Annotated in this window: 21 protein-coding genes; 20 read left to right on the top strand and 1 reads right to left on the bottom strand. The window is 69.8% G+C overall.

The features are described 5' to 3' along the window. Positions 1–3 precede the first annotated feature (3 nt). From AB1781_10055 to AB1781_10125, 15 genes are all read left to right on the top strand, one after another. Positions 4–549, top strand: coding sequence for a hypothetical protein (locus AB1781_10055; protein ID MEW5704909.1), 546 nt, complete (start codon positions 4–6; stop codon positions 547–549). A gap of 81 nt (positions 550–630) precedes the next feature. Then, entirely contained in the window at positions 631–1,176 is a 546-nt protein-coding gene (locus tag AB1781_10060) for an elements of external origin (GenBank protein MEW5704910.1), read from the top strand. After that, on the top strand, positions 1,124–3,175 hold the full coding sequence (locus AB1781_10065; GenBank protein MEW5704911.1) for a phage terminase large subunit family protein: 2,052 nt from the start codon (positions 1,124–1,126) through the stop codon (positions 3,173–3,175). Before AB1781_10060 ends, AB1781_10065 begins: the two co-directional genes overlap by 53 nt. Before the next feature lie 11 nt (positions 3,176–3,186). Beyond that, positions 3,187–3,399, top strand: a complete 213-nt coding sequence (locus tag AB1781_10070; GenBank protein ID MEW5704912.1) for a hypothetical protein — start codon at positions 3,187–3,189, stop codon at positions 3,397–3,399. A 5-nt stretch (positions 3,400–3,404) separates the two neighbouring features. Further along, the gene (locus AB1781_10075; GenBank protein MEW5704913.1) at positions 3,405–4,865 is read left to right on the top strand and encodes a phage portal protein; all 1,461 of its coding nucleotides are present in this window, start codon (positions 3,405–3,407) and stop codon (positions 4,863–4,865) included. Positions 4,866–4,872: 7 nt separating this feature from the next. After that, complete coding sequence (locus AB1781_10080; protein MEW5704914.1) at positions 4,873–6,252, top strand: S49 family peptidase; 1,380 nt, start codon at positions 4,873–4,875, stop codon at positions 6,250–6,252. 11 nt (positions 6,253–6,263) lie between these two features. Then, positions 6,264–6,653, top strand: a complete 390-nt coding sequence (locus AB1781_10085; protein ID MEW5704915.1) for a head decoration protein — start codon at positions 6,264–6,266, stop codon at positions 6,651–6,653. A 93-nt stretch (positions 6,654–6,746) separates the two neighbouring features. Continuing rightward, positions 6,747–7,769, top strand: coding sequence for a major capsid protein (locus AB1781_10090; protein MEW5704916.1), 1,023 nt, complete (start codon positions 6,747–6,749; stop codon positions 7,767–7,769). Positions 7,770–7,787: 18 nt separating this feature from the next. Beyond that, positions 7,788–8,105: a hypothetical protein gene (locus tag AB1781_10095; protein MEW5704917.1), complete on the top strand. Its 318-nt coding sequence runs from the start codon at positions 7,788–7,790 to the stop codon at positions 8,103–8,105. After that, positions 8,102–8,761 carry a DUF6441 family protein gene (locus AB1781_10100; GenBank protein MEW5704918.1) on the top strand — a complete coding sequence of 220 codons (660 nt, stop codon included), beginning with the start codon at positions 8,102–8,104 and terminating at the stop codon, positions 8,759–8,761. Before AB1781_10095 ends, AB1781_10100 begins: the two co-directional genes overlap by 4 nt. Beyond that, positions 8,761–9,192 (top strand): acyl-CoA transferase, encoded by a 432-nt coding sequence (locus AB1781_10105; protein MEW5704919.1) that lies wholly within the window; start codon positions 8,761–8,763, stop codon positions 9,190–9,192. Before AB1781_10100 ends, AB1781_10105 begins: the two co-directional genes overlap by 1 nt. Before the next feature lie 23 nt (positions 9,193–9,215). Further along, the gene (locus AB1781_10110; GenBank protein ID MEW5704920.1) at positions 9,216–10,487 is read left to right on the top strand and encodes a phage tail tube protein; all 1,272 of its coding nucleotides are present in this window, start codon (positions 9,216–9,218) and stop codon (positions 10,485–10,487) included. 95 nt (positions 10,488–10,582) lie between these two features. Next, complete coding sequence (locus AB1781_10115) at positions 10,583–10,939, top strand: hypothetical protein (GenBank protein ID MEW5704921.1); 357 nt, start codon at positions 10,583–10,585, stop codon at positions 10,937–10,939. A 161-nt stretch (positions 10,940–11,100) separates the two neighbouring features. Further along, positions 11,101–11,304 (top strand): hypothetical protein, encoded by a 204-nt coding sequence (locus AB1781_10120; protein ID MEW5704922.1) that lies wholly within the window; start codon positions 11,101–11,103, stop codon positions 11,302–11,304. Between the two features lie 35 nt (positions 11,305–11,339). After that, on the top strand, positions 11,340–11,663 hold the full coding sequence (locus AB1781_10125) for a hypothetical protein (GenBank protein ID MEW5704923.1): 324 nt from the start codon (positions 11,340–11,342) through the stop codon (positions 11,661–11,663). Here the strand turns inward: AB1781_10125 and AB1781_10130 are convergent. After that, positions 11,657–12,370 (bottom strand): hypothetical protein, encoded by a 714-nt coding sequence (locus AB1781_10130; GenBank protein ID MEW5704924.1) that lies wholly within the window; start codon positions 12,368–12,370, stop codon positions 11,657–11,659. The genes AB1781_10125 and AB1781_10130 overlap by 7 nt on opposite strands. A gap of 111 nt (positions 12,371–12,481) precedes the next feature. On the opposite strand from AB1781_10130, the gene AB1781_10135 reads away from it, so the two are divergent. From AB1781_10135 to AB1781_10155, 5 genes are read left to right on the top strand one after another with little or no spacing between them, the layout of a single operon-like run. Beyond that, a complete protein-coding gene (locus AB1781_10135) occupies positions 12,482–14,926 on the top strand; it encodes a phage tail tape measure C-terminal domain-containing protein (protein ID MEW5704925.1) in 2,445 nt (814 codons plus the stop codon). 12 nt (positions 14,927–14,938) lie between these two features. Next, complete coding sequence (locus AB1781_10140; protein ID MEW5704926.1) at positions 14,939–15,541, top strand: DUF2460 domain-containing protein; 603 nt, start codon at positions 14,939–14,941, stop codon at positions 15,539–15,541. After that, the gene (locus tag AB1781_10145) at positions 15,538–17,118 is read left to right on the top strand and encodes a DUF2163 domain-containing protein (protein MEW5704927.1); all 1,581 of its coding nucleotides are present in this window, start codon (positions 15,538–15,540) and stop codon (positions 17,116–17,118) included. Before AB1781_10140 ends, AB1781_10145 begins: the two co-directional genes overlap by 4 nt. Beyond that, complete coding sequence (locus tag AB1781_10150) at positions 17,108–17,542, top strand: NlpC/P60 family protein (protein MEW5704928.1); 435 nt, start codon at positions 17,108–17,110, stop codon at positions 17,540–17,542. Before AB1781_10145 ends, AB1781_10150 begins: the two co-directional genes overlap by 11 nt. Positions 17,543–17,545: 3 nt before the next feature. Beyond that, positions 17,546–21,040, top strand: coding sequence for a phage tail protein (locus AB1781_10155; GenBank protein ID MEW5704929.1), 3,495 nt, complete (start codon positions 17,546–17,548; stop codon positions 21,038–21,040).

The following is a 21,040-nucleotide window of genomic DNA, read 5'->3' on the forward strand; positions in this document are numbered from 1 at the left end:
CCGATGTCCGGAAAGCGTGGATACGACGTCTTCTCGATCGGCAGCCTCGCGGGCGAGGCGCTGATCCTCAGGAAGGGAATCACGCGGCGCGACATCCCGCGCGTGACCGAAGAGTACCGGAAGCGCGAAGGCGTGCGCGTCGGCACCGTGATCGGCGTGAATGAGGACGGCATCGTGGGCTCGGAGCGCGAGGGCTGGCATCCGGGCCTGCCGGATGCATTTGCCAAGCCCTTCATCATCATCCCCTGGGTGCAGGTTCTCGAGCTCCTGGGGCGCGTGCCCGAAGGGACGACGGGGAAGCTCCTCGACGCCGACGAAAGTCCTGCGACGAGGACCATCAGGGTGAGCGACGCCACGTACCGGGCCATCGCCGAAGAGGCGGTCCTGCCGTTCCGCTCGACGGCCACCCGGCAGCAGGATGGGAGCTGGCTGGTGCCCATCGCCGGCGATACGTGGGAGCGGCTCCAGCAGCACCGGCTGCCCGGCGAGACCGACGACGACGTGGTGTTGCGCCTGATCAGCCAGTACCGCGGCCACAAGCCGAACTGATCGGCGATGCCGCAGCGACGCCGCCGGGACCAGCGTCCCGGCGGCAGTCGTTTGGGCGGGCCGTTCTTCCGGAGACTTCCATTGGGACTGTCGATCCGCGCCTATGCCAGGGCCCGTGGCGTGAGCCATGTGGCGGTGCTCAAGGCCGCCAAGGCCGGCCGCATTCCGATGGAGCCGGACGGCACCATCGATCCCGCCAAGGCCGATGCGGCTTGGGCGCGATCGACGGAGCCCGGGCGGTCGCGTGCCAAGCCGGAGAAGCTGAAGCCGGTCGCCGAAGCGGCGGTCGGGTCGGTGCGCGAGACGCTCAAGGAGCAGGGGCTGCCTGCGAGCGGCAGCGTCACCTTCGTGCAGGCGCGCACCGCCCATGAGATCGCCAAGGCGCATCTCGCGCGGCTCCGGCTGCAGGAACGCAAGGGCGAGCTCGTCGACCGGGCGCGGGCGACGGGGCTCGTGTTCCGGCTCGCCCGCGAGGAGCGGGACGCCTGGGCGAACTGGCCGGCGCGGGTCGCGGCCCTGATGGCGGCCGAGCTCGGTGTCGAGGCGCATCCCATGCAGAAGCTTCTGGAGACGCATGTCCGTTCACACCTCGCCGAGCTCGCCGAGGTCCGGCCCGAGTTTCGCTAGCGCGGCCCTGCGGTTCGGTGACCTGTTCGCCTTCGAGGGTGTGGAGGAGCTTTGGCAGTCGTGGCGCGACGGCCTCACGCCGGACCCGCTGCTCGACGTCTCTGAGTGGGCGGACCGCCACCGCTTCCTGAGCCCGCGGGCGTCGGCGGAGCCGGGGCGCTATCGCACCGATCGCACGCCCTACATGCGCGCCATCGTCGATGCGCTGTCGCCGTCGCATCCCGCGCGGCGTGTCGTCTTCATGAAGGCGGCGCAGGTGGGCGCGACCGAGGCCGGCAACAACTGGATCGGTTACGTCATCCATCATGCGCCGGGCCCGATGCTCGCCGTCCAGCCGACGGTCGAGCTCGCCAAGCGCTTCTCGCGCCAGCGCATCGATCCGCTGATCGCCGAGAGCCCGTCCCTGCGCGAGCGGGTGAAGCCGGCGCGCTCGCGCGACGCCGGCAACACGGTGCTGTCGAAGGAGTTCCCGGCCGGGCTTCTGGTCATCACCGGCGCCAACTCGGCGGTCGGCCTGCGCTCGATGCCGGCGCGCTACCTCTTCCTCGACGAGGTCGATGCCTATCCGCCCTCGGCCGACGAGGAAGGCGACCCGGTCGCGCTCGCCGAGGCGCGCACGCGCACCTTCTCCTGGCGGAGCAAGGTATTCATGGCCTCGACTCCGACGATCCACGGGATCTCGCGCATCGAGCGGGAGTACGAGGCGTCCGACCAGCGCCGGTTCTTCGTGCCGTGCCCGCATTGCGGCCACCGCCAGTGGCTCAGGTTCGAGCGGCTCAAGTGGGACAAGGGCCGGCCGGAGACGGCGCACTATCTCTGCGAGGCCTGCGACGGCGCGATTCAAGAGCACCACAAGACGGCAATGCTGATCGCCGGCGAGTGGCGGCCGACGACCGAGGCCTCCGATTCGACGACGATCGGCTTTCATCTCTCGGCCCTCTACTCGCCGGTCGGCTGGCTGTCCTGGGAGGCGATCGCCCGCATGTGGGAGGCCGCCACCACCGACGAGGCCAGGCGCAGCTTCAAGAACGGTGTCCTCGGCGAGACCTGGATCGAGACCGGCGAGGCGCCGGACTGGCAGCGGCTCTACGAGCGGCGGGGGGATTGGCCGATCGGTACCGTGCCTGGCGGCGGGCTGTTCCTGACCGCCGGCGCCGACGTCCAGAAGGACCGGATCGAAGTCTCGATATGGGCCTGGGGCCGCGGTCTCACCAGCTGGCTCGTCGATCACATCGTGATCGACGGCGGCCCGGAGCGCGCCGAAGCCTGGGCGGAGCTCTCCGCACTGCTCGACCGAACCTGGCCACACGCGTATGGGCAGCGGCTCGGCCTCGCCAAGCTCGGCATCGACACCGGCTACGAGGCGCCGGCGGTCTATGCCTGGGCGCGCCAGGCTGGCTTCGCCCAGGTCGCGCCGGTGAAGGGTGTCGAGGGATTCAACCGCGCCGCCCCCGTAGTCGGGCCGAGCTATGTCGACGTGACGGAAGGCGGCCGCAAGCTGCGCCGCGGCGCGCGGCTCTGGACCGTGGCGGTTGCCACCTTCAAAAGCGAGACCTACCGCTTCCTGCGGCTCGGCCGCCCGACGGAGGACGAGCTCGCCGAAGGAACGCAGTACCCCGCCGGCTACGTCCATCTGCCGAAGGGGGCGGAGGCCGAGTGGGTCAAGCAGCTCGTCGCCGAGCAGCTGGTGACCGTCAAGACCCGCCGCGGCTTCCAGCGCCTCGAATGGCAGAAGCTGCGCGAGCGCAACGAGGTGCTCGACTGCCGCGTCTACGCCCGCGCCGCTGCCTGGATCGCCGGCATCGACCGCTGGAGCGAGGGAACCTGGCGCGACCTCGAGGCCCAGGTCACGGCAAACGACGGCGAAAGCGGAACGATGCCGGAGGCGGATGATTCGTCTGCGGAGCCGGATTCCTCCGACGCGCCCTCGGCGGGCCTCCTGCGGCGTGAGCGGCGGCCGCGCGGCCGGCGCGTGTTCACCCCGAGCTACTTGAGCTGAACCCGAGACCCATGACGCTCGAAGAGATGATCGCGCGGCGCGATGCTCTGCTCGCCGCCCGCTTCCGCGGCGTGCGCACCGTCGAGATCGAAGGCCGGCGCATCACCTACGCGACCGACGCCGAGATGGCCGCCGCGCTCGCCGACCTCGAGCGGCGCATCGCCGAGACCAAGGCGGGCGCCCGGCGCCGGATCGTCCGCACGGCAGCGAGCAAAGGGCTGTGAACGGCATGCTCGGCATGATGCGGCGCTGGCGCCGGCAGGTCGGCGCCTTCATCGGCGGCTTTGAGGCGGGCGAGGCGAGCCGGCGGCTCCGGCACTTCCAGCCGAGCCGGGCGCATCTCAACACGCTGATCGCCGCGGCCGGCGCCGACATCACCGCACGCGCCCGCTGGCTCGTGCGCAACAACGGCTATGCGGCGAATGCGATCGAAAGCTGGGCCGGCAATGTCGTCGGCGATGGGATCAAGCCGTCGTCGCTGATCGCCGATGCCGATCTCAAGGCGCGCGTCCAGCGGCTCTGGCTCGACTGGACCGACGACAGCGACGCCGAAGGCTTCACCGATTTCTACGGCCAGCAGCGCCGCGCCGCGCGCGAGGTGTTCATCGCCGGCGAGGTGTTCCTCCGTTTCCGGCCACGCCAGCCTGGGGACGGGCTCGTCGTGCCGCTGCAGCTGCAGATGATCCCGTCCGAGATGCTCCCGCTCACGCGCAACGAGCAGATCGCGGGCGGCAATGTCATCCGCCAGGGCATTGAGTTCGACCGCATCGGCAGGCGCGTCGCCTACCACTTCCTGCGCCGCCATCCCGGCGACGTGACCGATCCGGGCCTCTCCGGCGAGACGGTGCGGGTGCCAGCCTCCGAGGTGATCCACGTCATCGATCCGGTGGATGCGGGGCAGCTACGGGGCGTCTCGCGCTTCGCGCCGGGGATCGTCAAGCTGTTCCTCCTCGACCAGTACGACGACGCCGAGCTCGACCGGAAGAAGGTCGCGGCGATGCACGCGCTCTTCATCACCACGCCAGCGCCCGCCGAGCCGTTCGACGTCGCCGAGAGCGACGAGACGGGCGAGCGCACCATGGACCTGCAGCCCGGCCAGATCGTGATGCTGGAGCCGGGCGAGGAGGTCCAGACATCGGCGCCGGCCGACGTCGGCCAGACCTACGAGCCGTTCCAGTACCGCACGCTTCTGCAGGTCTCGGCGGCGCTCGGCGTCCCCTACGCGTACCTCTCGAACGACATGCTGAAGGCCAACTACTCGAACTCGCGGCTCGCGCTCCTGGAGTTCCGCCGCCGGGTCGAGGCCTACCAGCATGCCGTCATGGTCTGGCAGATCTGCCGGCGCGTGTGGGCACGCTGGATGGATACGGCCGTCATGGCGGGCGCCCTCGACCTCCCTGGCTACGAGGCGCGCCGCCGCGACTACATCGCCTGCTCGTGGCTGCCGCCGAAGTGGGACTGGGTCGATCCGCTGAAGGATGCCCGCGCCGAGATCGAGCAGATCGAGGCGGGGCTCAAGAGCCGCACCCAGGCGCTCGCGGAGCGCGGCTACGACGCCGACCAAGTCGACGCTGAGATCGCCGCCGATCGCGAGCGGGAGCGAAGCCTCGGACTCTCTTTCGCCGGCGCGCGGTCCGATTCGGTCCCTGCTGATCTGGAACAGCCGGCATCCGCACCGGCGCCCGACTGAGGACTCCATGAGGTCACATCATCCTGCGCTGACCCGGCTCTCGGGCCGGCCGCTGGCGATCGCGCCGCGCGCGCTCGACGGGCTGCTCGCCGCCGATCTTCCCATCGATGCGCGCTCCGCGATCATGCCGGTCCTCCGCGACGCCGATCCGGCGCGCGGCTTCACGGTGACCGACAGCGGCATCGCCGTGGTGCCGGTGCTCGGGCCGCTGGTGAGCCGGGGCGACTGGCTGACGGCCCTCTTCGGCGCCAGCGACTATGGTGCGATCGGCAGCGCCGTCGCGGCGGCATTCGCGGAGCCCTCGGCCCGCGCCGTGCTGCTCGAGCTGGACTCGCCCGGCGGCGAGGTCGGTGGCCTCTTCGATCTGGTCGACCGTCTCGTGTCCTTGCGCGACGAGGCGGACAAGCCGCTCTGGGCGGTGGCGCACGAGAGCGCGCTGTCGGCTGGCTTCGCCATCGCGAGTGCTGCGGACCGCCTCTACGTCAGCCGCACCGCCGAGGTCGGCTCGGTCGGCGTCGTCGCCATTCATGTCGACGAGAGCGCCGCCGACGCGATGGCCGGCCTCAAGTGGACGCTCATCCACGCAGGCAGAAAGAAGGTCGACGGCAATCCCCACGAGCCGCTCCCGCCTGAGGCCTTCACCGACATCCAGGCCGATGTCGACGCGCTCCATGGCGAGCTCGTCGCGCTCATTGCGCGCAATCGCGGCATGAGCCCGGACGCGGTCCGCGCAACAGAGGCCGCCATCTATCGCGGCCAGCGCGCAATCGACATCGGCTTCGCCGACCGCCTGGGTAGCGTCGACCAGGCACTCGCCGACCTCGTCGCAACGCTCGATCGGCCGGCGCGAAGCCAGTCCCCGGGTCGGAGTTCGGGGACCGCCGCCGCGCAAGGCCGCGTAACGCCGCACACCTCCGCCGCTCAACCTTCAAGGAGAAAGCCTGACATGACCACCGAAACCGAAGCGCAAGCGCCCACCGAGGATGTCGCCAACATCGAAACGGGAGCGCCCGACAACAACGACCACGCCGAAGCCGAAGCGGGCATCGGCCAGGCGCCGGATCCGGCCCCGGCGGCTCCCGTCTCCGCACCGGCTTCCCCCGAAGCGCCGGCCAACGATGCAGCGCAGCGCCTCCGGTCCGAGTATGCCGAGATCGCCGCCATCGCGGCGCAGGCGGGCCGGCTTGGGCTGACCATCGATGCGGCGGACGCCATGGAGAAGGGGATCAGGCCTGAGGCCCTGCGCCGCTCGGTGCTCGATGCCCTCAGCCAGCGTGCCGAAGCGAGCGCCGTGGTCGCCGCGGCGCCGCAGGCACCCACGGCTGGTGACAGCCCCATCGTCCGCCGCGCCCGTGAGCGCGCGGCGACCGCAAACCGCAACGCATGAGGAGGTGACCCATGCCTGTGCTGACCATGCCGCCCACGCTGGGCGATCTTCTCAAGTACGAGCTGAACGGCAGCTACTGCCGCGAGACCGTGACGCTCAAGGCGGGTACGAGCTATGCGCTTGGTTCCGTGCTCGGCAAGATCACGGCCTCGGGCAAGTACCGCCTCTCGCCCGCGGCCCTCGTTCTCGGCGACGAGGGCGCGGAGGTTGCTGCCGCCGTCCTGCTCGAAGCGGTCGATGCCACCGCCGGTGACAGGACCGGTCTCGTTGTCGCCCGCGGACCAGCGATCGTCTCCAAGGCCGCACTCGTCTTCGACGCCTCCGTCGATCAGGAGGCGGAGAAGGCCGCCAAGCACGCCGAGCTCAGCGCCGCTGGCATCGTGCCGCGCGACACCGCCTGATCCACGCCCGTCAGATCCGATCCGTCACCGGCTCCGAGGCCTCCACTTCGGGGCCTTTTTCATGCCAGTTCCAGCCCAAGGAGACCCGACCCCATGGTCGCCATGATCAACCCGTTCGATGCGGGCGGCTACTCGCTCGCCGAGATGACCCAGGCCATCAACATCCTGCCCAATGTCTACACCCGCCTCGGGCAGATGGGCCTGTTCCGCTTCGAGGGCGTGACCCAGCGCTCCGTTGTCATCGAGCAGGCGGAAGGAGTCTTGAACCTCCTGCCGACCGTACCTCTCGGCGGTCCCGCCACCGTCGCCAATCGCGACACGCGCTCGATGCGCTCCTTCACGGTGCCGTGGATCCCGCACGACGACGTGATCACACCCCAGGACATCCAGGGCGTGCGCGGCTTCGGCGTCGCCGACGCCGCCGATCCGCTCGCCACCGTCATGGAGCGCAAGCTCACCCGCATGCGGGTGAAGCACGCGCAGACGCGGGAGTACATGGAGGTCAATGCGCTTCGCGGCATCGTCAAGGACGGCGCCGGCACCACGCTCTACAACTACCTGACCGAGTTCGGCCTGGCGCAGCAGGAGACCGACTTCGTGCTCGGCACCGCCGGCACCCAGGTCCAGGGCAAGGTGCGCGACGTGCTGCGCAAGGTCGAGACCGAGCTCAAGGGCGAGACCATGACCGGCGTGCTGGCACTCGTCTCTCCTGAGTTCTTCGACAAGCTGATCGGTCACGCCAAGGTCGAGGACGCTTACAAGTACTACTCCTCGACCGGTGCCCAGCCGCTGCGCGAGGACACGCGCCGACGCTTCCCCTTCGCCGGCATCGTCTTCGAGGAGTACAGCGCCACCGTCACGCTTTCGACCGGCGCCACTGAGACGCTGATCCCGGCCGGCGAGGGAATCGCCTTCCCGCTCGGCACCCTCGACACCTTCGTCACCTACGGCGCGCCGGCGAACCTGATCGAGACGGTCAACACGGTCGGCCTGCCGATCTACGCGCGCCAGATCGCGCGACCGGACGGCAGCGCCATCGAGGTCAAGACCGAGGCTTCGATCCTGCCGGTCAACAAGCGTCCGCGGCTCGCGGTGCGCATCTTCTCCAGCAACTGATCCCTCGGCAGGCTCGGAATGAGCGTGTTTGCTGAGGCGATCGACGATCTCTTCGCCGATCCGAATCTCGCTCGGGACGCCCTGTGGCGTGCGGGCGGCACGGGCGTGGCTGTCCCGGTGCGGATCGTCCTGCGCCAGCCGGACCGCATTGGGAGCTTCGGCGAGACGCGCCTGCTCGCCGCGACCACCGTGGTCGAGGTGCGGACGGCAGAGGTGACGATGCTTGTGGAAGGCGACGCCTTCGAGATCGACGGCGAGACCTTCGTGGTCCAAGGCGAGCCCGTGCGTGACAGCGAGCGTCTCGTCTGGACGGCGGAGCTGCGGAAAGTGTCATGAGGCTCGCGGCTGCACTGACCGGCGACCTGCGCCGAATGATGGCCGAGGAGTTCAAGGCCGCCGAGGGCGCCGTCACGGCCGGTGTTCGCGAGGCCGCCGACGGGCTCAAGGCGGAGCTGCGCCGGCAGATCACGGGTGCGGGCCTCGGCGAACGGCTCGCCCGGACTTGGCGCGGGGAGGCCTACCCCAAGGGACAGCAGAGCATCGCCGCCGCCGGCTTCGTCTGGTCGAAGGCGCCCGGCATCGTCCGCGTCTATGAGGACGGGGCCGTCATCCGCTCGACCCGCGGGCTCTTTCTGGCGATCCCCACCGACGCCGCCGGCCGCTACGGCGACGGCGGGGCCAAGATCACGCCCGGCGGCTGGGAGCGGCGGACGGGGCAGCGCCTTCGCTTCGTCTATCGCCGCGGCGCGCCCTCGCTGCTGGTCGCCGAAAACCTAAGGGCGCGGCGGGGCAAGCGGGGCGGCTTCGCGCAGGCGAGCGCAGCGGCGCTGCGGACGGGACGCGGCCTCGTCACGGTGCCGATCTTCATCCTCGTGCCTCAGGTCACCTTCAAGAAGCGCCTCGACGTCGCGGGCGCGGCGGCCCGCTGGCAGGCGCGCCTGCCCGAGCTGGTGCTGCGCCACTGGCGCGCGGTCTCGCAGGAGGACGGCTGATGTCGAAGCGCGAATCTGTCCTTGCGGCGCTTGACCTAACGCTGCGCACGGGTCTCTCGGCGGCGGTCCGCCGCAACGAGGTCCTGCCCGAGAGGGTGCCGGCGGAGGGGCTCGTCATCCTGCGCGATGGCGATCCCGGCGAGCCGGACGTGACGCTCAATCCGCGCGCGGAGTTCTACAGCCACCGGGTCGAAATCGAGGCCTATGTGACGCGTGACGCCGATGGTGGCGGCGAGGTGGCGCTCGATGCGCTGCTCGGTGATATCGGTGCCGCGCTCAAGGCCGATCCCAGCTTAGGCGGCCTCGCCGAGAACCTGATTCCATCCGCGCCCGAGATCGGCGCACTCGCCATCGAGGGCGGCGCTCCTGTCCTCAACGCCCGCCTCGTCGTCACGGTCGAGTACCTGGTGAGCGATCCGCTCATCAGCTGACCCCACAAGCCAAGGAGTTCCTCATGCCCAAGGTGCGCGCCTACGGCGCGGACGCCACGCTCAAGACTTGCCGCGAGGCGGCTTACGGCGTGGCGCCGCTGTCCGGCTACCGGAGCCTCGACTTCAAGTCGACCGATCTCTCCTCGGCCCAGCCGCTCGGCGATGATCCGCTGCTCGGGCGCGGGCGCAATGCCCAGGACCCTTATCGCGGCCTCATCACCGATGAGGGCCAGATCGAGATCCCGCTCGACCTCCGCGGCACCGGCTTCTGGCTCACCGGGCTCTTCGGCGACCCGGTGACGACGACGGTCAAGGCCAGCGGCTCGATCGGCTTCGCCGCTAATCCATCCGCCGGTGACACGATCACCTTGAACGGCACCGTCTGGACCTTCGTCTCCGGCATCCCCTCGGGCAACGAGACCCAGATCCAGGCGACCGCGACCCAGACCGTCGACCAGCTGGTGGCCGACCTCAACGCCTCGGCCGATGCGGAGGTGTCGAAGTGCACCTATTCGCGGCCGACGGGCACCCAGACGCTGGCGATTGAGTTCGACATCGCGGGACCCACAGGCAACGGCTTCACCATCGCCGCCTCGGCGGCGAGCGTCTCGGGGCCCACTCTCACCGGTGGCGGCCATGCCCACGTCTGGGAGAGCGGCGCCGACGACATCCCGAGCTACACGGTCGAGATCGGCCACCCGAAGCTCACGACGCCGGTCTTCTTCCGCCACCTCGGCACGGTGATGGAGAGCCTCGCCTTCGAGATGGGCCAGGAGGGCCCTGCCAATGCGCGGCTCCAGCTTGTGGCCCAGGGCGAGGAGCGATATGCCGCCACCGTCGATGCGGCGCCGGACAGCTACGCCCTCCGGCGCTTCAGCCAGGGGCGCGGCTTCATCCGCCGCGGCGGGTCGGCGCTCGCCGGCGTCACCGGCGGCAGCCTCACCTTCTCCAACAACCTGGAGCGGGTGCGGGTGATCCGCGAGGACGGCAAGATCGAGGCGGCCGATCCGACCTTCGCCTCGGCGCAGGGCGCGATGTCGGTGCGCTTCGACGGCGCGACGCTCGTCGCCGAGGCCACCGACGGCGATCCGGTCGCCCTCGAATACGGCTTCACCTTCCCCGAAGGCTACGCGCTCCGCTTCGAGCTGCCGCGCGTCTTCCTGCCCAAGCCCAAGTACGCCGTCTCCGGCCCCGGAGGGGTCGAGGCGAGCTTCGACTGGCGCGCCGCCTTCGACGACACGGAAGGCACCATGCTGCGCGCCCATCTCCTCAACGACGTCACCAGCTACGTTTGATCGCTTTCCCCGCCCGGCCGTTCGCCGGGAAAACAGTCCACCGGACTGTTTTCTGATCCGTCTCACCCCTCCACGCCTCTTGTGAGGACTCTCCCATGATCCGTCTCGATTTGAAACGCGAGCCCTATTGGCTCGACCTTGGCCATGGCGCGCGCGTCCATGTCCGGCCTTGCACCACGGCTCTCGTCATGGCCGCGCGGGCGGCGGTGGCGCGCAGCATTGATCCGACTACGGACGAAAACGCCGTCGGCGAGCGGACCGCGGCGCTCGTCAAGGCGCTCGCGAAGTCAGCGATCGACGGCTGGGAAGGCGTAGGCGATGAAAAGGGTGAGCCGGCCAAGCTCACGCCCGAAGGCGTCGATGCGCTGATGGACCTCTGGCCGATCGCCGAGTCCTTCGAGCGTCAGTATCTCGGTCCGGCGCTGCTGCTGGACGCCGAAAAAAACGCCTGACGGCCCGCGCCAAGTGGCACTTCGGCGGCGGGCCGGCCTATTGCGACGGGTGCCGGCGTGACGGTCGTCCCTGTGCGCGGGGCGAGCCCGGCATCGACGGCGCCCTCTGCCCCTACATCGCCAACGAGCCGCTGACCGATGCCGGTTGGCAGGCCTGGGACGTGCTCACGCGCTCAGGTGGCCAGCTACGGATCGTGCCCGGCGCCGTGATCGGCATCGATCTCGTGGCCGCGCTGCGGCTCGGCGAGGCCCTCGGCCATGACCTCCAGGCGCTGGCCGAGCTCCTGCCCGCCGGCGAGGCCGGCCTCGTGAAGGCGATGAACAATCGGCTCACCGACAATTACGAAGACTCGCGAAATCCGTGACCCCCTCATAAACTCAATCAAAATGGGAGGGGGAGATGGCGAAAAGACCCAATCGCGTTACCGAGGCCGAGGTTGCCTTTGCGACGCTGCAGATCGCGGCAAGCCGGCCCAATGGCACAGCAACGTATCAGCGACTGAAAAAGGAACTGCCCGATTACCTCAAGCTATCGGCGGAGGATCAGGTGCAGTCGCTGACCCGTCCGAATGAAGAACTGTGGGAGCAACTGATCCGGAACATCAAATCGCACTCCGATACGCCGGGGAACATAATCTGCGAGGGATATGCGACGCATGTTCCCCGCGTTGGCTACAGGATCACGGATAGCGGCAGGCGCTACTTGAAAAGCAAAGGCTACTGAGAATAACGCGCCTTGTAGCCGGGCTTGAACCATCGGAGTTCGGTTCCGCTCGGCGCGTCCTTGTCCCAGACAAACCACGCATAGGCCGTAGTGCCGGTCCCCTTCACCTCGACGCCGGTCGGATAGAAGGTGATCCGTTCGCTGAAGACCCAGACGCGCGAGGGTGGACATCTTTCGAAGATTGTCCTGGCGCGGTTTGCACCCTCCAGGAACGCGAGGCGTAGTAAGAGCGCGAACTTCCTCTTGGCGAGATTCACGCCATTCGCCACGAATGCTTCCGCACTGTTGTATGGCGGGTTCGTGATGATGTTGTCAGCGCTCCGCGACGCCGTCAGGAAGTCAACTCCGATATCGCCAAACCCGCGATCGTAAAGATCGGAGCTGCGTACCGGGCGAGTAGTCTCTGCGAGAACCCGGGACATTGCGCCGTCACCGCAGGCGCATTCCCAAATGTCACCCTTGAACTTCTCATTGTCGATGAGTGCGTAAGTCGCCCATGGAGGCGTCGGAAAGAAGTCCGGCCCGCTCAGGTCGGCGAAGCGCTTGATCGTTGGCTTGAAGCCGCCGTTGAGATTGTATGTTGCGTCCATCCAAAAAAAACCTAACAGAATCAGATGGTTAGTAAAGCGAAAATTTTGCGAGTCTTTTGAATCACTTAGCGCCTCAGCGCGTTCCGAGAGCCTACGAACTGCCGAATCGATCAGCACCGAACGTCCTATCGCCTCGTCCCCTGATGACCACCGAGAGCCCGAGCTAGAGGCCCAGAACCTCCAGGGCACCGACACTCTGCCTGCCTTCAACCCCACTCGGGACAGATCATGACCACCCGCAATCTCGCCGTGCGCCTTGCCGTCATCGACGGCGGCAAGGTGAAGGCAGAGCTGCGCGACGTCGGCGAGAGCGGCCAGCGCTCGCTCAAGCGCATCGAAGACTCTGCGCGGCCCGCCTCGCGCGCGCTGCAGGCGATCGACGGCGCTGCCGGGCAGGTCCGCGGCTCGCTCGAAGGGCTGACCAGCCGCCTCGGCCCTCTGGGCGGGGCGCTCTCGCGGCTCGGCCCGGCCGGCCTTGCCGCCGGCGCGGCGATCGCGGGCCTCGGGCTCATCCTCACGCGCGGCGTGCAGGAGGCGGCCGAGGCCGACCGCTCCTACCGCCGCCTCGAGGCGGTGCTGCGCGCGACGGGCTACGCCTCGGGCCTGACGGCGCGCGAGATCGCCGGCTTCGCCGAGGAGATGGAGCGCTCGACGCTCGCCTCGGCCGAGTCCGTCCAAGACGCGGCTTCGGTGCTCGCGACCTTCCGCTCGGTCTCCGGCGAGACCTTCACGCGGGCGATCCGGCTGGCGCAGGACCTGTCCACGGTCTTCGGGCAGGACCTGCGCTCCAGCGCCACGCAGCTCGGCAAGGCGCTCGAAGAGCCCATACAGGGCATCTCGGCGCTCCGCCGGGTCGGCGTCTCCTTCACCGCCTCGCAGCGCGAGCTCATCGAATCGCTGGTCGAGACCGGCCAGACGGCGGAAGCGCAGAAGGTCATCCTCGATGCGCTCGAACAGCAGGTCGGCGGCGCCAGTGCCGCCGAGGCCGGCGGCCTCACCGGCGCCGCCAACCGCCTGTCCGACGCCTGGGGCAATCTCCTCGAGGCCATCGGCCGCACGCCTGCCGTTTCCGGGCTTGCAGAGGGCGCGCTCAACCTGCTCGCCGATGCCGCCGAGGGCGTGGCGAGCCTCTTCGAGGACGACCCGATCTCGGTCCGCATCGTCGAGACCAACCGGCGGCTCATCGAGGCCGAGGACCGGCTCGTGAGGTTCAGGGAGAGCGGCAACCGCCGTGCCGTCGCCGTGACCCAGCGCCTGGTCGAGGACCTGAGGCGCCAAGTCGACGAGCTCATCGCTGAGGCGCGCAGGGAGGCCGAGGCCTTCGCTGAGGAGCAGCAGCGCGCGGAAGCGGGCCGCCGCGCCGCGGAAGCGGAGCGCCTAGCCGAGCTCCTCAGCACGCAGCGCCGCGAGATCGGCCGCGCGATCGACCAGATTGCGACGGACCCCGCCGAGCGCATCGCGCGGATCAACCGGGAGCTCGATGAGACGCGCCGGCGGCTGGACGCGCTCCGCGCTCCGGACGGCAGCAACGCCGCCGACGTGGACGCGGCCATCGGCCGGGCCGAGGAGCTGGCGCGGCGGCGGATCGAGGCGATCGAGCGGCCGGCGCGGGAGGCCGCGGGCCGCGTCGCCGCCGCCAATGCCCGGGTGATCGAGGATCTCGGCCGGCAGCTCGCCGGTCTTGCCGACGAGCGCCAGGCCTTCATCGACCAGGCGCTCTCGCGCCTCTCGGAGGGCGCCACGGCGGCGCAGCGCGCCGAGGTCGAGCGGCTCGCGGGCGCTCTCTACGACGAGAAGCAGGCCCGTGAAGAGCTCGCCAAGGCGATGCAGGAGGAGGAGCGGCTGCGCGAGGAGGGGCGGCGCCTCGTCGAGCAGCTGCGCACGCCGACCGAGGAGTATGGCGTGGCCGTCGAGCGCCTGAGCACGCTGCTCAGCGCCGGCGCGATCGATCAGGAGACGTTCAACCGCGCGCTCGTCAAGGCGAACGAGGACTTGGCGGCAGCGCAGGACCGGCTGCTCCGCCAGAGCCGGGAGTGGCAGGACGGCGTCACCCGGGCGCTCAGGGACTATGCCGACGCGGCGACCGACTCCGCCAAGGCCGCAGAGCAGGCGACCGCGCTCGCCTTCAAAACCATGGAGGACGCGCTCGTCTCCTTTGTGACCACGGGCAAGTTCGAGTTCGCCTCCTTCGCCGACAGCATCCTGGCGGACATCACCCGCATCGCGGTCCGCCAGGCGATCCTGGCACCGCTTGCCAACCTGCTCTCCGGCGGCAGTGAGGGCGGCGACCTCCTGGGCGGCCTCGGGCAGGTCTTCGCCGGGATCTTCCACGGCGGCGGGGTCGCCGGGCGCGACGCCACGCCTGCACGCGGCGTCGATGCCGCGGTGTTCCTAACGGCGCCCCGCTACCATACGGGCGGCTTCGCGGGCCTCGCGCCGGACGAGATGCCGGCGATCCTGCGCCGCGGCGAGGCCGTGCTCACGCCGGAGCAGATGGCGGCGCTCGGCGCCGGCGCTCGCGGCCAAGCCGAGCGGCGGCCGGTCCCTGCGCAGGCGGGGATCACCGTGGTGATGAACATCTCGACGCCCGACGTGGGCGGCTTCCGCTACGCCCAGGGGCAGATCGCGGCCGACGCCGCGCGCGCCATCGACCGGGCGCGGCGCAACCTCTGACGCGCATCGACCATGACCGGCTTCCATGAGATGCAGTTCCCGCCCGACATCTCCTATGGCGCCTCGGGCGGTCCCGGCTACTCGACCACGGTGGTCACCACGGTGTCGGGCCACGAGCGGCGCAACGCCAACTGGGCTGAGGCGCGCGGGCGCTGGAACGTCGCGCATGGCCTCAAGAAGCGCGAGCAGGTGGCCGAGCTCATCGCCTTCTTCCGGGCGCGCAAGGGCCGCGCCTACGGCTTCCGCTTCAAGGACTGGACCGACTACCAGGCCTTCGCCCAACTGATCGGCATTGGCGACGGCACGACCAAGACCTTCCAGCTGGTCAAGCGCTACGCGAGCGGGGGCGAGATCGAGACGCGCGTCGCCGCCAAGCCCGTCGCCGGCACGGTCCGGGTCTATCGCGACGGCGTCGAGGCGGCCTCGGGCTGGACCGTGAACACGGCGACCGGCCTCGTCACCTTCACTTCCGCGCCCGCCTCCGGCGTGCAGGTGACGGCCGACTTCGAGTTCGACGTGCCGGCCCGCTTCGACAGCGACCAGATGGATATCACCATCGAGACCTACCAGCTCGGCAGCTGGGGGCAGATCATCATCGTCGAGATCCGGCCATGAAGTCCGTTTCCGCAGCGCTCGCGGCCCATCTCGCCGGGCCGGTGACGACGCTCGCCACCTGCTGGCGCATCACGCGGCGGGATGGGCGGGAGTTCTTCTTCACCGATCACGACCGCGACCTCGTCTTCGAGGGCGAGGTCTACAGGGCGAGCTCGGGCTACTCGCGCACGGCGATCGCCAACGATTCGAGCCTCGGCGTCGACAACCTCGACGTCGAGGGCGTGTTCGACACGCAAGCGATCACCGAGGAGGAGCTGCGTGCGGGGCTGTTCGATCAGGCCGAGGTGCGCATCTTCCTCGTCAACTGGGCCGACCCGTCGATGGGCAGCTTGCGAATGCGCCGCGGTTGGTTCGGCGAGGTGGTGCTGACCGAGCAGGGCGTCTTCCGCACCGAGCTCAGGGGCATGACCCAGGCGCTCTCCCAGCGCATCGGCGAGCTCTACAGCCCCGAATGCCGCGCCGATCTCGGCGACGACCGCTGCAAGGTGCCGATCCATCCGCCGGAGATCCAGCGCTCGGCCGCCTATGCGGTGGGCGACATCGTCCGTGTCCGGACGTCCTCGGCGCTGGCGACGATCGGCATCCCCTTCGTGAATCCGGGCTTCGATGCGGGCGACCTTTCCGGCTGGACCCTGGTGTCAGGCTCGGCGTCGGCCAAGACCTCGAACGGCGCGCTCGGGCCGAAGACGGGAACGCACTTCATCGAAGGCGGCAATGTTTCCAGCTTCGAGGTCCGCCAGACCGTCGATCTCGCAGGCGTGCTCGATCCCGCCACGACCGATGGCGGCAGCTATCTCCTCACCGTTGGCGCCTGGCGGGCCAATGGCGGCGGCGATACCGCCGACCAGGGCCGGGTGCGCGTCGAGCTGCTGGACGAAGCGGGCGCGGTGCTCGCGACGCCGCTCGACACTGGCAACGAGGCGATGGCGGGCGTCTGGACGCTCCGGCAAGCTGCCGACGCCCCGGTGCCGGCCGGCGCGCGGCAGCTGCGGGTGGTCTTCAGCGGGACGCGCGTGAGCGGCACGGCCTGCAACGCTGCGCTCGACGGCGTCTCCGGCTACTTCACCGACACCACCACCGGCGTCGGCACCGCCGCCGTCTACGAGAACCGGATCTACCGCTGCGTCGCGGTGGGCACCACCGCTGCGGTCCAGCCCGCCTACGACACGGGCGTCGGCCAGCAGACCACGGATGGCAGCGCCGTGTTCGAGGCGATGGAGGCGTGGAGCCGTGCGGGGCTCGTCGCCGATGTGGTCGACCGCGCCGTCTTCACCGCCTCCATCGACGAGCCGCGCGCGGCCGACGGCTGGTTCGCGGGCGGCGTGCTGACCTGGGAGAGCGGTCCGAACACCGGCCGCTCGATCGAGGTCAAGGCCTGGACGCAAGCGAGCGGCCGGATCGAGCTCTTCCTCCCCATGGGCTATGCGATCCGGGTCGGCGATCTCTTCCGCATACACCCCGGCTGCGACAAGCGCCTCGATACCTGCATCGATCGCTTTGCCAACGTCCTCAACTTCCGCGGCGAGCCCTACGTGCCGGGCCAGGACGCCATCATGAGCTACCCCGATGCCCGCTGAGATAATCACGCCCGAGCAGATCGTCGCGGAGGCGCGGAGCTGGCTCGGCGTGCCCTGGCGCCACCAGGGGCGGACCCGTTCCGGCATCGACTGCGTCGGCCTCGTGGTGCAGGTCGCGCGCGCCCTCGGGCTCTCGGACTACGACCACACCGCCTATGGCCGCCGTGCCCAGGGCCAGGGCTTCGTCGAGCACTTCCGCACCAACATGGACGGCGTCGCCATCCCGGAGGCAGGGCCGGGCGACGTGCTCGTCTTCGCCGACCAGGCCTATCCCTGCCACTGCGGCTTCCTCACCGAGCGGCTGAGCCATCCGCATCTCATCCACGCCCATGCGCTCCGGCGCAAGGTGATCGAGGAGCCCTACGCCGGCGAGTGGCTCGCCAAGGTCAAGTTCGCCTTCCGCTTCCGCAAGCCCGTCGTCTGATCCATGGCCATCCTCGTTGCAGTGGGCGGGGCCGCGCTCGGCTCCGCCATCGGTGTCGGATGGCAGGCCGGCTGGCTGGTCGGCGCGGTCGCAGGCCAACTGCTGTTCCCGCGCAAGGGCCCGGACATCCGCACCGAGGGCCCGCGCCTCGGCGACCTCACCGTCACCTCGTCCGCCTACGGCGCGTCGATCGCGATTGGCTACGGCACGCTCCGGATGGCCGGCAACATGATCTGGTCGTCGGGCATCCGCGAGCAGCAGAACGTGACCCGCACCCGCGCGGGCGGCAAGGGCGGCGGCGGGGCGACCCAGACCTCGGTCAGCTACTCCTACTTTGCCTCGTTTGCGCTCAGCTTCGGCGAGGGGCCGGCCGAGGACGTGTTGCGCATCTGGGCCGACGGCAAGCTCATCTACGACAAGACCGGGGCGAGCCCGGACGTCGCCAAGCCCAACCTGCGGTTCCGCTTCTATCCTGGCAGCGAGACCCAGCTGCCCGATCCCCTGATCGAGGCCCATGTGGGCGCCGGGCGCGCGCCGGCCCATCGCGGGCTCTGCCTCATCGTGTTCGAGGACCTGGCGCTCGCCGACTACGGCAACCGCATCCCCAACATTACCGCCGAGATCACCTTCCGCCGCGCCGCGCAGCAGCCTTCCCAGCTCCTCGACTTCATCACCACGGGCGAGGGCGGCGCCTTCGGCTCCTACCAGATCGACGAGCTCGCGGCCGATTGGCGGCGCGGCTACGGCTACTTCGTCTCGTCGAGCAGCAACGCCGATGCCGCCGGCCTCCATCGCTTCAGCCTGCGCACCATGAAGGAGGACCGCCAGGCGCGGATGTCGGACGTGACCCAGGTCGCGCCGAACAACTTCCCGAGCACGCTCTTCTGCGGCGAGGATGGCCATCTCTACGTCGTCACCGGGTCGAGCAACTCGCGTCCGATCCTGCGCATCGAGCCCAATGCGCTGAAGGAGGTCGGGCGCTTCGGTTCGACAAGCAACGGGCTCTCGAATTCGACCCTCCGCTTCGTCGCGACCACGTGGATGGGCATGGTCTCGGCCTACGGACCTTCGGGGCGGGCAGACTTCATCCTGACCGGCTCGATCTTCGACGACGTCGGCCTGATTCGCGCCGAGGGCATGAGCTACGTCTGGGGCGCGGGCCAGACGGTGACCGAGCCGCGCGTGCGCGGCGCCATCGGCGGGGCAGTCGGCGAAGGCTTCGGCGAGGGCTGGCTCCTCGGCAGCGGGACGGGGACCAACCATGCGAGCCTCGGACTCTACCGCATCCGGGTCTCGGCGCTCGCCCAGTACGATGCGCTGACCGGCCAGTCGCTGGGCGTCACCTTCGAGAAGGTGGCGAGCGTCAGCCCGGCGGAGATCGAGGCGGGAGCCACCGGCTTCTATGACACGGCCGGCGGCCTCACCTATGACGCCACCGACGACAGCGTGATATTCCAGGCCCGGATCTCGAACGGCGGGTCGGCGGGCACGATCTATACGCTCAAGTGGCGGGCCGACGCCGGAGTCGTCTGGAAGACCGCGGTCCCGAGCCAGATCAACTACGAAGGCCCGTACTTCGGCCAGAGCCGGCTCAAGGGGCAGCGCTGGACCCTGATGCGCGGCACGCGCGTGGTCCAGCTCGACACCGCGACCGGCGCCATCGTGCTCAACGAGCTCTGGCCCAACGCCGTGAGCGAGGGTGGCGCCCAGGTCTACGACGCAGTCACCGACACCCATCTCGTGCGCGGCAGCAACGGGTGGGCGCGGCTCTTTCTCAATCGCGGCGGCGGCGAGGGCGAGGCGCTGTCGGCCATCGTCGCCGACCTCTGCGGGCGTGCCGGCCTAGGGCTCGCCGATATCGACGTGGCCGAGCTCACGCCGTCCGTGCCTGGCTATGTGATCGGCCGGCAGACGACCGTGCGCGGCGCCATCGAGCCGCTGGCTCAGGCCTATTTCTTCGACGCCGCCGAGAGTGATGACCTGCTGCGCTTTCGGACGCGCGGGCGGGCGCCGGCCGCCACCATCGGCGCCGACCTCCTGCTGCCGCTCGACGAGCGCACGGGCGAGAGCTGGCGCGAGCGCCGCACCCAGGAGGTGGAGCTGCCCGAGCGCGTCGGCATCGTCTACATGGATCGCGATGCCGACTACCAGCAGGGGGCGCAGAGCGAGAAGCGCGCCTCGCTGCCGCTCGCGACCATGCACTCGCGCGACCAGGCGAGCCTCGAGCTGGCGCTCGCCATCGATGCCGCCACGGCGAAGCGCATCGCCGCCAAGACGCTCTACAGCGCCTGGATCGAGCGCAGTCAATACGAGGGTGCGCTGCCGCCCGACTTCCTGGCCTTGGATCCAACGGACGTCGTCGACGTGGTCTTTCCGAGCGGATCGGCGTTCCGCACGCGGATCACCCGGCTCGATGTCGGCGCCGACTTCTCGCTGGCGCTGAAGGGGGTGTCTGAGACAGCAGCGACTTACGTTTCCACGGCCCTCGCCGATGGCGGGTCCGGCCGGCCGGCGCAGGCGGTCGGGGCCGAGGCGGCCACGCGCCTCATCCTGGCCGACCTGCCGCTCCTGCGCGACGTCGACGACGCGGGCGGCGCCGGCTCGCGCCTCTACTACCTGATGGCGGGCTTCGGCAGCCCGGGCTGGCCGGGCGCTGCCCTCTATCGCAGCCCCGACGGCTCGGCCTGGGCGCAGTTGGGGCGCGCTCTGAGCGAGGCGACCTGGGGTGCCACCGCCAATGCGCTTGGAGCCCCGCGCTCGCCCTTCGGCACGGACGAGGAGAACAGCCTCACCGTCTTCATGACCACCGGCGGCGATCGCCTGGAGAGCGTGACCCAGGAGGCGCTGGTCAACGGCGCCAATGCGGCCCTCGTGCTCAAGGCCAATGGCGAGCCGGAGATCATCCAGTTCCGCGACGTGTCGATCAACGCTGACGGCTCCTACACGCTTCGAGGCCTCCTGCGCGGCCGCCGGGGGACGGACGTCTTTGTTGGCGGCCACGCCGTAGGCGAGATCTTCGTGCTGCTCGATCCCGACGACGTCGAGACTCTCTCCGTCTCGCTCGGCGACCTCGGCCTGGCGCGCTCCTGGCGGGCGGTCGGGTTCGGCACGCTGTTCGAGGACGCCGAGACCATCGTGCACAGCCACAGCGGCCGCGACCTCAAGCCCTACGCGCCCGTGCATCTCGCCGGGAGCCGGAACGGCGGCGGCGACCTCACGGTCACCTGGGTCCGCCGCACGCGCATCGGCGGCGACTGGCGCGACGGCACGGGCGTGGTCCCGCTCGGCGAGGCCTCCGAGGCTTACGAGGTGGACGTGCTCGATACGCCGGGCGGCGCCGTCGTCCGCACCATCACCGGGCTTTCGAGCCCCACCGCCCTCTACACGGCGGCCGACCAGACGACCGACTTCGGCGCGCCGCAGTCGCTGGTGCACGTCGCCATCTACCAGATGAGCGCGGTCGCCGGCCGCGGCTTCCCTGCAACAGCGAGCCTCTGA

Source organism: Pseudomonadota bacterium, assembly GCA_040752895.1.
Taxonomy (GTDB): domain Bacteria; phylum Pseudomonadota; class Alphaproteobacteria.

What these genes read in the sequence shown, in the direction of transcription:
- AB1781_10055 (MEW5704909.1), top strand. Translation starts at nt 4, where the DNA reads ATGTCCGGAAAGCGTGGATACGACGTCTTCTCGATCGGCAGCCTCGCG.
- AB1781_10065 (MEW5704911.1), top strand. Translation starts at nt 1,124, where the DNA reads ATGTCCGTTCACACCTCGCCGAGCTCGCCGAGGTCCGGCCCGAGTTTC.
- AB1781_10070 (MEW5704912.1), top strand. Translation starts at nt 3,187, where the DNA reads ATGACGCTCGAAGAGATGATCGCGCGGCGCGATGCTCTGCTCGCCGCC.
- AB1781_10075 (MEW5704913.1), top strand. Translation starts at nt 3,405, where the DNA reads ATGCTCGGCATGATGCGGCGCTGGCGCCGGCAGGTCGGCGCCTTCATC.
- AB1781_10080 (MEW5704914.1), top strand. Translation starts at nt 4,873, where the DNA reads ATGAGGTCACATCATCCTGCGCTGACCCGGCTCTCGGGCCGGCCGCTG.
- AB1781_10085 (MEW5704915.1), top strand. Translation starts at nt 6,264, where the DNA reads ATGCCTGTGCTGACCATGCCGCCCACGCTGGGCGATCTTCTCAAGTAC.
- AB1781_10090 (MEW5704916.1), top strand. Translation starts at nt 6,747, where the DNA reads ATGGTCGCCATGATCAACCCGTTCGATGCGGGCGGCTACTCGCTCGCC.
- AB1781_10095 (MEW5704917.1), top strand. Translation starts at nt 7,788, where the DNA reads ATGAGCGTGTTTGCTGAGGCGATCGACGATCTCTTCGCCGATCCGAAT.
- AB1781_10100 (MEW5704918.1), top strand. Translation starts at nt 8,102, where the DNA reads ATGAGGCTCGCGGCTGCACTGACCGGCGACCTGCGCCGAATGATGGCC.
- AB1781_10105 (MEW5704919.1), top strand. Translation starts at nt 8,761, where the DNA reads ATGTCGAAGCGCGAATCTGTCCTTGCGGCGCTTGACCTAACGCTGCGC.
- AB1781_10110 (MEW5704920.1), top strand. Translation starts at nt 9,216, where the DNA reads ATGCCCAAGGTGCGCGCCTACGGCGCGGACGCCACGCTCAAGACTTGC.
- AB1781_10115 (MEW5704921.1), top strand. Translation starts at nt 10,583, where the DNA reads ATGATCCGTCTCGATTTGAAACGCGAGCCCTATTGGCTCGACCTTGGC.
- AB1781_10125 (MEW5704923.1), top strand. Translation starts at nt 11,340, where the DNA reads ATGGCGAAAAGACCCAATCGCGTTACCGAGGCCGAGGTTGCCTTTGCG.
- AB1781_10135 (MEW5704925.1), top strand. Translation starts at nt 12,482, where the DNA reads ATGACCACCCGCAATCTCGCCGTGCGCCTTGCCGTCATCGACGGCGGC.
- AB1781_10140 (MEW5704926.1), top strand. Translation starts at nt 14,939, where the DNA reads ATGACCGGCTTCCATGAGATGCAGTTCCCGCCCGACATCTCCTATGGC.
- AB1781_10145 (MEW5704927.1), top strand. Translation starts at nt 15,538, where the DNA reads ATGAAGTCCGTTTCCGCAGCGCTCGCGGCCCATCTCGCCGGGCCGGTG.
- AB1781_10150 (MEW5704928.1), top strand. Translation starts at nt 17,108, where the DNA reads ATGCCCGCTGAGATAATCACGCCCGAGCAGATCGTCGCGGAGGCGCGG.
- AB1781_10155 (MEW5704929.1), top strand. Translation starts at nt 17,546, where the DNA reads ATGGCCATCCTCGTTGCAGTGGGCGGGGCCGCGCTCGGCTCCGCCATC.